7 protein-coding genes and 1 pseudogene are annotated in these 10,077 nt (G+C 60.5%); 1 reads left to right on the top strand and 7 read right to left on the bottom strand.

Annotated elements, in window-relative coordinates:
* The 5 genes and pseudogenes from K359_RS65295 to K359_RS0144835 form a co-directional block, all read right to left on the bottom strand.
* A partial coding sequence (locus K359_RS65295) for a helix-turn-helix domain-containing protein (RefSeq protein WP_245284921.1) occupies window positions 1-228 on the bottom strand: 228 nt, incomplete at its 3' end.
* 87 nt (window positions 229-315) lie between these two features.
* Window positions 316-1,134 (bottom strand): annotated as a pseudogene (locus K359_RS65290) (MFS transporter); the annotation flags it as partial.
* Window positions 1,135-1,154: 20 nt separating this feature from the next.
* The gene (locus tag K359_RS0144845) at window positions 1,155-2,096 is read right to left on the bottom strand and encodes a sulfotransferase (RefSeq protein WP_029084890.1); all 942 of its coding nucleotides are present in this window, start codon (window positions 2,094-2,096) and stop codon (window positions 1,155-1,157) included.
* A gap of 28 nt (window positions 2,097-2,124) precedes the next feature.
* Window positions 2,125-3,435 carry an aminotransferase class III-fold pyridoxal phosphate-dependent enzyme gene (locus K359_RS55800; RefSeq protein ID WP_156929062.1) on the bottom strand — a complete coding sequence of 437 codons (1,311 nt, stop codon included), beginning with the start codon at window positions 3,433-3,435 and terminating at the stop codon, window positions 2,125-2,127.
* A gap of 30 nt (window positions 3,436-3,465) precedes the next feature.
* Entirely contained in the window at window positions 3,466-4,980 is a 1,515-nt protein-coding gene (locus tag K359_RS0144835; RefSeq protein ID WP_029084889.1) for an FAD-dependent oxidoreductase, read from the bottom strand.
* A gap of 282 nt (window positions 4,981-5,262) precedes the next feature.
* On the opposite strand from K359_RS0144835, the gene K359_RS62510 reads away from it, so the two are divergent.
* Window positions 5,263-5,655: a hypothetical protein gene (locus tag K359_RS62510; RefSeq protein ID WP_156929061.1), complete on the top strand. Its 393-nt coding sequence runs from the start codon at window positions 5,263-5,265 to the stop codon at window positions 5,653-5,655.
* 1,473 nt (window positions 5,656-7,128) lie between these two features.
* Here the strand turns inward: K359_RS62510 and K359_RS0144815 are convergent.
* Window positions 7,129-7,842 (bottom strand): carbonic anhydrase, encoded by a 714-nt coding sequence (locus K359_RS0144815; protein WP_224496927.1) that lies wholly within the window; start codon window positions 7,840-7,842, stop codon window positions 7,129-7,131.
* A gap of 34 nt (window positions 7,843-7,876) precedes the next feature.
* Entirely contained in the window at window positions 7,877-8,602 is a 726-nt protein-coding gene (locus K359_RS0144810; protein ID WP_029084887.1) for a thermonuclease family protein, read from the bottom strand.
* Between the last annotated feature and the right edge of the window lie 1,475 nt (window positions 8,603-10,077).

The raw sequence follows: 10,077 nt of genomic DNA, 5'->3' as shown, positions 1-10,077 counted from the left end.
TGTCACTGCCTCCAGAATCAATTGCGAATGCGCTTCGATGCGCTGCGATTTGCGGTCACCGCCCTGGCGTTTAGGAACGATGTCGCCAACTTCCTTGAGGCGACCGCGCCAGCGGATCGCACTGGCCGCGCTGACACCAAAGCGCTCAGCAGCCTGTCGACAGGACATGCCACCGTCAATCGCGGCTATAACCCTTTGACGAAGATCAACCGAAAGCGCCCTGGCCATACATGCTGGCCTCCCTCGCCAGCATGCAGCTTGAATCTGACTCGCGCCGTTTTGGGAATCCCCACCCGATTCATTCCGGTCGGAAAATGCTCTAGCCGCGCCGACCACACCACCAAGCGCGCCGATTCCGAGCACCACGCCGACGATCCGGCTGTCGAATCCGAGATCCTTGGTCAGATGCAACAGAAAGGCTGCAGAATATGCGGTATGGCAAAAGATGAACGTGGCGGTGGCTAAAGTGACCGCCCTCAAGATCGGATTGCCGAACACGCCCGCCAGCCCCTCAGCCACTTGGCAGAGTACCGCGCACGAGGCGGCTGTTGAGCGCCCAGCGGACCGCATCGGCACCAGCAACAGCAACGCGGCGGCAAGCAGAAACGAGACAGAGTCTGCCAGGATCGCGGTCGGTGCGGAGAGCGCGTTGACGAGCCAGCCGGCCAGGAATGGACCTGCCGCCATCGCGATCGCCTGGCTGAGCTCCAATGAACTCTGCGCCCGCACCAGCCGGGAGCGGTCTACCACTATCGGTATGCACGCCAGATATGCCAGGTCGGCGATCACCGCGACACCCCCAACCAGCAGGCTGGTCGCGTATAGCTGGACCATTCCAAGATGTCCAAGGCCCACGGACAACGGAATCGTCGCCAGTGTTGCCGCCATCACGACGTTGGCGGTCAAAAGGATTCGTCGGTGCGGGAGACGGTCCACGATGACTCCGGCGAATAGGCTCAGCATCAGACACGGCGCCCGACTGCAGGCCAGCAGCACCCCCGTCTGCGCCGGTCCCGCGTCCAGGAGGGTGATTGCGGTCAGCGGTAGCGCCAGCATGGTGACGTTGGAGCCCAGCAGCGAAATGGTCTGGCCGACCAGCAGCGCAAGATAGCTGCGCGGCAACCCGCCAATCACGGCGGAACAGTTTCGGCGACTCACGCGTCGCCAGACGGGCTTGCAAGCGGCAAATAGCCGAGGCGGAACAGCTCACTTCCGGCGATCTGCTCGAACTTCGCAATCTGGGCTCGCGTCAGATCCTTGGTGTAACGACCCACCCGGCCTTGGTGCAGCGGCTTTCCCGCAGCCTCGGCCGCCGGGTGGCCGTGCGGTTGTTCGAACAATGCGTGCTCGTATTCGGCGTGACGCAGCACGGCCTCGTCCCAAGGCAAGCCGAGATGGTCCAGGATTCGGGTCAGCGTGGGCCGAGGACTGCCCACAAGATCCTCGTAACGCACCTCCAGATAGCGACCGGGCGGCGCGATCTGATGCGGCCGGGATACCACGTCAAACCAGCCGCACGCGGCCTCGGCCACAGTCCGGTACCCCCAATCAGGAACGGTTTTCAGATGCGAGGCAGCAACGTCGCGCCCGTCGCGCACGATATGCACGAAATGCGCGTGCGGCCATAGCCGGGCGAAGTCGTCGATCTGGGCGATCTTGCGCTGCAGTTTCAATCCCCAGCGCCGAGCGCCGCTGCGCGTCCTGCGCAACTCGCCCATCTCGTTGATTAGCTTGCATCGGTCGGCGAGTGAAACAATGTCGCTGCCCAAATCGAGCATGACCTTGCTGACGAGCTCGCGCAGGTCATTGACGTCCAGACCGAACCGGCGGCATTGCACCACAAAATGCACGCCGTCGTACCAGAACGGATCGATCGCGCTCTTGGTCGTGCCCGTGACCCGCGGATCTCCAGCGGCAAGCAGGTCCGTCGCATGTAGAATGTGCGGGCCGAGATTGGGCGGCTCAAGGAAGTCGATCTCCGGCCCGGCTACCAGATCAAGATGCGAGTCAAGCACCACGCTCAACAAGGTCGTGCCCGACCGGTTCTCGCCGCCGAGCAGCACGGGGGATGTGGAAAATGGATCGGGCTGCGGCATGTGAGTATCCTCTGTTGGAAATCCGTTCTCATTCATGGGCTGGTGCAGTGAACCAGCGCCGAACTGCCTCAGGGCTCGCAACGAAGTGATCACCGGCAAACCGTATGGCGGCTGCAAGTCGATCCCGCTCGCCATTGCTGCTGTCCACCCGCGACTGCGCAGCCGGCAAGGCCTCTGCAGCTGCTTCAATAGCCGCCTGCACGTCGGCGTTCGACACCGCCGCGGACGGCATGAAGCGGCCGCCATATTGCATGAGGAAGCCTCGCGCCCACATCTGCTGGAAGAACGCCTGACCAAGCTCCGCGTCGGCAAAAACGACGTCGAACATGGTCGGCCATGCGAACGACCATGCTGCGACTTGCCGGCTCGCGAAGACCGCATTGAGTCCCTTGATCAGTTGCTCGCCAACCTCGCGCATCCGGGCCAGCGCGGTCCCGTCGCGTAGCGCGTCCAACGTACTCAGCGCGGCCGCGAATGGAGTGACCTCGCGCTGATAGGTGTTGCCCATGTAGGTCTTTTCGCCGGAACTGAGGACATCCGCCCGACCCGCGACCGCGGACAATGCCATTCCGTTCGCCAGTCCTTTGCTCAGCGTAATCAGATCAGGCGTGAGGCCGACCGCCATGTGGTAGCCACCGAAGGCGTAGCGGAATCCGGTCATCACTTCATCGACAATGAGCAAGGCGCCATGCCGATGCACCTGCCTCTGCAGCTCCTTATGGTATTCGGGCGGGAAGAAGTTGACCTCCGGCGTGATGATCACTGCCGCAACGCGCTCGACGCTGGCGAGCTCGTCGAGCAAGTCGAGGTCATAGCGGAAGTCCACGCTGTCCCGGTCGCGGTTAGGCAGCCCCATATCCGGTCGGTCCTGCAACTGCCAGTCGTGCCAGCCGTGATATCCGCTGGTGAGCACACGGTTCACGCCCGTGAACGCGCGGGCAAGGCGAACCGCAGCACTGGTAGCGCATGAGCCGGTGCGGAAGAACACCGCGCGTTCCGCGATCGGGAATATCTCAGCCAGCCGTTCGGCCAGTTCGATCCGGTGCACAGATAGCGGCCCGGGGAGGATGCCGCCGGTCCGGCGCATCTCAGCGGCGGCGTGCGCAACGACCGGCTCGTATCCGGCTCCTAGCGGCGCGGCCCCGCTACAGGACGTGAAATCGACATATTGCTTTTCATTGATATCCCACGCATGCGCGCCGGACGCGCGGGCCATCACGACCGGAAAGCGCCTGTTGAGATCCCATCTTTCCGAGGCGGTGACGCGGAGGGCGCGGCGCAGTGCGGATTTCGGCCCGTCGGTCGCGGCCACGGTACGACTAGGTATGTTGGTCGACAAGACCGGTCTCCGTTTGATGATCCACGCTCGTTAGATCAGCTGCGTGACTATTCTTCGAGCGATCCGCAGCGCGTTCGCCTGGATCGTGAAGGTCGGGTTGACGCCTCCCGCATAGGGGAAGAAGCCCCCATCCGCGACGTAGAGGTTGTCAATGTCGTGTACCCGGCCCCAGCGGTCGACCACCGATTGTGCCGGGTCGATCCCGGCCCGACAGCCGCCATGCAGATGCCCGCTGCCGAACTGATAGCCGGAATCTTGGTAATCGACCTTTTCCACGCCGGCCTCGGCCAGCAAGCTCGACGCGCGTCGTGACAGATAGCCTAATCGGCGTTTGTCCAGCGGATGGGTCGAGTAATCGAGAATGATCTTCTCTAAACCCAGCCGGTCCCGACTGGCGGCCAATCGGACGGCATTGTTGCGCATGGGCTGGTCGGCCGCCAGGAAATGCAGCCGTACGTTTGTCTCTCCGTGGTGGCCCGTGGGCTGAGCTCCACTGGCTTCGTAGATCATTCCGCCCAGTCCCGACGGCACCTCGTCGTCCAGGTAGTGATCGGATATCGCGACGGTGGAAAATGGGCCGCCAGAGGGGGGCGTGGAGAGCTGATCTATCCTGGTGCTGCCCGACACGTAGCCGCTGATCTTAAACGAGATGCCACCGCCGACCATACCAGAGGCATTGCCGATGCCGTTCGGCGCTGCCCGCTGCCTCGAACGGAGCAGCAGGGCCGCGGACTGCACTGCGTTGCCGGCGAGCACCACGCAGCGGGCGCGAACCCGGGCGCGTCGTCTGCTTAGCGTGTCGAGCCATTCTACCGAGTCCGCGCGGCTGACACTGGCCAGATCGATACTTACTGCCCTGCTGCCCGGAGCGACCGTCAGTGCGCCAGGCGGCAGGGTGACATCTGTGAATGGCGAGCGCGCATCGGCTCGCGCGCCGGTTGGGCACAGATGTTCGTTACAGGGACCGTCGCAATGACAGGCTGGCCGGTTGCGATATGGCAGTGAGTTGATTGCCAATGGGGTGGGGAACGGCAGCCGGCCCAGGCGCTTGGCCGCATCGGCAATCAACCGTCCCTGCGTGCTGTACTCATGGGGCGGCAGAATGGGAGGATCGCTCGGCGGCTCGAGCCGGTCCGCGCCGGCCAGACGGGCCACTCCCGTCCGCCGTTCGAGTTCCTCATAGAAAGGGCGCAGTTCGGCGTAGTCGATCGGCCAGGCCGGGTCGAGTGCGTCTCCAGCGGTATGCGCTCGTGCGTCAAAATCGATGATGCGATAACGGAAGGCTATTCCGGCATACAAAGTCATTCCACCGCCGAGCGCACAGACGGTCCACGGACGACCGAACGGAGTCAACGTACCTGCCGCAGACCGAACCAACTCGGTATCCATGCGACTTTGGACGCTCGCCAGCGAGGCGTCGGGAGGAAGCGCCTGACCTGCCTCAAGGAGGAGCACTCGCAAACCGCTTTGGGCGATCTCGTAGGCGACCATCGAGCCGCTGGCGCCGCTCCCGATCACGCATACATCAACGGCATCGGCCGTCATTGTCTCACCCTCTGCCAATAGGCCGGCGATACGCAATCCCGACCTATTCAATATTCGGCAACTGCCGTGACAGCTGCCATCGTCAGCGTTGAACGTACGCTAGGTCTCCGCGACCGCCACAGACTACCGGTGTGGCTTCGCCCGTTTGCCAAAGGATCGTCGCGAACACCTCGGCATCGTACAATGTGACGCTACGTTCGATTCAAGCGTCTTCGCTGGTAAACGCATGAATATGATCACGAGGCCCTTCCAGGAGCTACTAGAATATCGAAGAGAACGAGCATGCTTGAAGTCGTGATCCACCAGCAACCTGTACGCCTGGTGCGGGCGAGCGCACGCGCTTTGCGCGAGCGAACGAAAAGTGGCCAGGATTGGTCCGAGCGCACCAGGCGATTTGCCTCCCGCGTGCCCGATCTGAGCATCTTCACGATGGGGCTTGTGGAACGTGATCCATTCGGCTGGCGCATTACACCGAAAGGCCGCGCCGTGCTGGCTCACATCGAGAGCCACTCCTTGTCCGAGAGCTCCTCAACACGTCATGCTGATGCTCTGGAGCTTGCTGGCGCTGTTCGCGAACCCTCACCGATGACGCCGAATGTGCCTCGGCGAACAAAAGCAAGATCAAGTTTGCGTCGTGATCGGCGCGTTCGAATTGCCCAGCCTGTGTACCCTTAACCCCGGTGTGCAACGATGAGTGTGTCAGGGTCAATCGTGTCGATTGGCCGTGTCTCTGGCATGTCAGGTCTGGCGTTGACTGCTGACGCACCGGACACCATGCTGCCCTACAGGCCGCTAGCGGCGCTACGACGGGCTTGCCGCCAACTTACTTGTCTTCATTCAACTCGACGGTGTCGGCCCAGTCGGCATGTTGCATCGCTTTTGTCGATAGCTTGTTGCGAACAGCCCCTCCGAGCGTCATTAGAGCACGCCGCCTGTCGGGCGACAAACATCACCGATCTGGAGCATTTCCGCGGCAGGCGGGAGTTCACCGCTGGTGGAGGTATAGTGAGTTAGATCTGCGGGGAACATCAGTCTCAGATCTCGGTATGAGATCGGCATCGGCAAACAGTCCGGGCAATCTGAGCGAGCATGATGCGCACTGGCCGCCTCTCGTCGACGCAACTTGGGTGCAGCAAATGATGCCGACAAGCTTGTTCGGTTCGATACCCTTCGTGCGATCCCGCTGCATTGCGCGAACGCAGATGCTTAGCAGATTGAGGACATGATCGATTCAAAAGGGCGCAGCATCCTTGGATAATTCGAGTGAAGGTAGCTGGAGCAAAGTGCATGGAAGAACGCATGCTATGTTTTTAGAGTTGAGAGCAGTTCAGGCGGCAGAGAGTACGAGGTCATGCAGTTCGAGAGGACGACAAAGTGCGCATGAGTTGTGAGTGGGAGGCTGGGCAGAGCGGGATGCATTGCAAGCACCGCATCAATCTTCTTGTAGGGACAAGCGCCGAAGGGCTCGGCAATGTCTTGCCGTGTGAACGGGACATGAAGGCGACCATTGCCGACGAGGTCGACGCGCTCGAGCCGCGCGGCAGCGCCTCTCGCGAACCAAGGTTTTCGATCCGCTGGCGATAAATGGCAGAGCTGGACAGATCCAAGGAGGCTGCTCCGAAGTCGGCGGTTCCTTCGTTGCCTGATGCAGGAGAAACCCTCAAGATGCCGACGCGAGTAACGCTATTCCTCAGATCAGCTGCCTGGGTGACCGTCGTGGCCGCAGTCGTGCTCTATTTGATCTTCAGTCCTGCGTGAGCTAGATCCTCAACGGACGATTTGTATCGATGCCATGGCGGATCGCCAGCGGCGAGAAAATTCTGCTGGCTCGCTGGTGCGGAGGCCGAGCTCAAATCCCAGCGCGATCTTCCGCTCGAGCCAACTCTGTGAGCCAGGACGAACTAACGAGACATCCAGGTTGTCGGCCGGGCCAAGAATCTCTCTCGGTGCTGGCCGCGTGTCGCCAGAATAAGTACAAGGATTACAACGAGAATTAAGAGCCCGCGCATACCTGAGCTATCCGAAGCTGTACTAGAATTGTTGACGATATCCAGGGCACTTGCGGCGGCGGATGAATGAGCGAATGTCGTCCGAGGTCGCTGTTGAGCCAGTAAGGACGAGGCCGCCGCGCATGGCGGCCGCCATCCATTAGCTCAGCAGATCGACTCTGCCCGTATCAAGCCTGTAAAGGCCCCCGACAACCATCAGTCTGTTCTGCTCAACTGCCCGGTTTAGAACCGGTCCCGCCAATCTGAGTTTGTTGACGTTATCGATTACATTTTGCCGGGTCGCATTGGCGAACGTGTCGCCGCCTTGCTGTCGAGATTCCTTAACCGCAGGTGCAAGTGCGGCGACGAGCGATGGAATATGTCCCAGCGGCGGCTTGTCGTCGTTGAGCGCCTTGATCGTGGCGTCTACTGCGCCGCAATGATCGTGACCAAGTACCACAATCAATGGCGTGTTCAGCACGGCCACGGCATACTCCATGCTGGCGAGCGTGTCCTCGTTGACGAAATTTCCAGCGAGTCGGCAGACGAACAGATCACCAAGTCCGCTGTCGAAGGCCAGTTCTGGCGCAATACGAGAATCAGCGCAGCCCAGAACCGCGGCATATGGATTTTGCCCACCGACCAAAACCCGGCGCTCGCGTTTGAAATCGTGGCCTTGGGAAGCGCCCTGGACGTAGCGATCATTACCTTCCATTAGCCGCTTCAGCGCAGCATCTGGAGAGAGCAGATTATCCGGCTTCGGCCGCGGTTTTGATTCCTTCGCCTCGACGATATGGTCGGCAAGCAGCATGCCGACAGCCGACATAGTGAACAGCAACAGAGAACGGCGCGAAGGTTCGATCGAATGGCTCATGCTCGAAGAATCTGCTTGCATGTGTGGTGGCACCCTATCGCGCGGCTTTACGCCATCCCAAGGCGGTCGCTTCCGATTCGCTGCAGAGCCAACGTTCACCTAAGTTCTTCGTCATATCGATTTGTTCGTAACTGTTTTGCCCGGGCAAGTGGTAAATGCGCTCGCCCTTACGGCCCACGGCGCCCTTTATCAGACACTCCTGTGAGGGCGGGTCGGTCAGCAAAGCGGATCCGAGCAGGAGTTCTTGAGCGTCTGAGGGCACCGAGCTTGCGCCAATAATGATCGTCGACTGGTTGCGATGGCGCCAATCCCAAGGTGCGATGAACGCCCCGGACCAGATGCCCGCATAGGCATTGCTCGCAACAACCTCATAGATGGCATAGCTTGCTGCGGAGCGTGCCGATAATAGCGCCCATCCCGAGCGTACCATCCACGCGTTCATATCCTCGCCTGCGATGAAGCAGTTGCCAAGCGACCTCCTGTACACATCTACCCCTGTGGTATGGCAATCCCAGGTTCGCCCGTTCGAATGCTTGATGAGCTCATCGCGAGCAGCTATGCCACAAGCCCATTTCTGGCCATGAGCGTCGAGGCAGATCTGATCAGTCTCTGGCGCCTCGATGCCCGAGAGCCGGATTTTGGTCTGCTCGATTTCGATCGTGTTGCCGTCGAGAATGCGGGGAGCGCCGCTGAGTGTCGCCGCGCAAACCGGAGATGCGATGATAGCGAGCAATGCGGCCATCATCATGCGTTGTTTCATATCTGACAACCTTTCGCTCTTGGTCCATGGGCCCAGACACACGTGCAATCGGTCACCGCTACATTCGACCGCTTGATCACACATCTCTGCCATCTGGCCTGTGCATCGTACGAGGTTTGCTTTGTCGTTCGTGATTCTCACCCTACGTCCTGACGCAACGTGAGGTTCAAGCAATTTCGTCTGGTGTGGGCGTTGCGATATGCTTGCGACCTGGCTTACCCCGTCCAGCCTCGGCCGTAACGGTGATGCTCGGGCTTCAAACGTCTCGTTGGATATTCAACAGCTGATCCAGCCTCTGTTCAGGCCGATCAGATCAGCTGCCAAAATTGCAGCGGGAACGGCGGCTTCCCGCCGTGCGGCATACTATTGATCGCGAATAGCGCCATTGCGGGGTCTGCGACTTAGTCACAATTTGACCAGCGCGTTGGGAGGCCACTGGATAACCTCCAGTTCGAGCGGCGCGCTGCCTGGTTCATTCGAGCGCCGTTATCGATGCGAGCCAAAGGCGCTCGGTTGGGAGTCTGGAAAGCGCCCTGGAGTATTAATGCGATCTGGAGTTCGTTTTTTGGGAGCCACGGCAGTTGCGCTTGTCCCAAGTGGTAAGACGATTCGGCAGAACTTGAGCCGGCGGTGCAGCGGTGCTGGTCCGGAGGGTGCATGGCGAACACGTCGGCGGTAATTGCTGCCGGACATGCTGAAATAATTCCTATAGTCCGTCGATCTACGGCGACGCCGTCGATATCCCTGTGTTCGCGGCGGTTCGCCACACCGGCTACTCATCACGGCAGGTTCGGCGTGTTGTCCTACTTTGTCACGGATGATTTCAGCGTCGGCGTACGCGGTCGCTATTGGCGATGCGGACCAAAAAGGACAGCGACTTGACACGCACAGGCCGTGGTGGCCGGGGAAGCAACGTTTTCGAAGTTCAGCATGAAACCCTGGCGGGCGGTTCTCTCAGGCCTGCTTTGGGTTCAAATAGAAAGGGGAACTGTGGTCAACCTCCAACCTTCAGAGCAGCGACCGTACGACTTACTTGCGCAGTATCGGGGATAGGGGCGCGGAGGCTCAAGACGACTGCGTTATTTCCACCACGCATCATTGCCACCACGCATCGCAATGTGTTTTCAACGAGAAGCCTTAAGCACCATGAGTGAGGCTACCGTGGCGCCGTCCTCTCCCCGCCGGGACGCAAGCTGAGGCGCTCAGCGTTTTCTTCGAACGGGCTTTCGGACGCCAAGCGTTCGCTGAGGAGCGAGCGTGAATCGGGGCGTTCGCAATGCCAGCAGTTATAAGACGGGCCTCCTCGCTCCCCTTGTTAGCTACGGGATCAGACATACTGCTCCAGCTTGAGGTAATCGCTCGTGAGGACAGGTGAGCGGATAGAAGAAGCTGCGTCTTGAAGGAAGGTATTCAGTGTCCGACTAGCGCGAACGCGGCCTTCGAAAGATAGCCGTGCCGGTGCGCGAGTACGGAGA

This window comes from Bradyrhizobium sp. th-b2 (genome assembly GCF_000426785.1).
GTDB classification, from domain to species: domain Bacteria; phylum Pseudomonadota; class Alphaproteobacteria; order Rhizobiales; family Xanthobacteraceae; genus Bradyrhizobium; species Bradyrhizobium septentrionale.
This window is presented reverse-complemented; position numbering and strand designations above follow the sequence as displayed.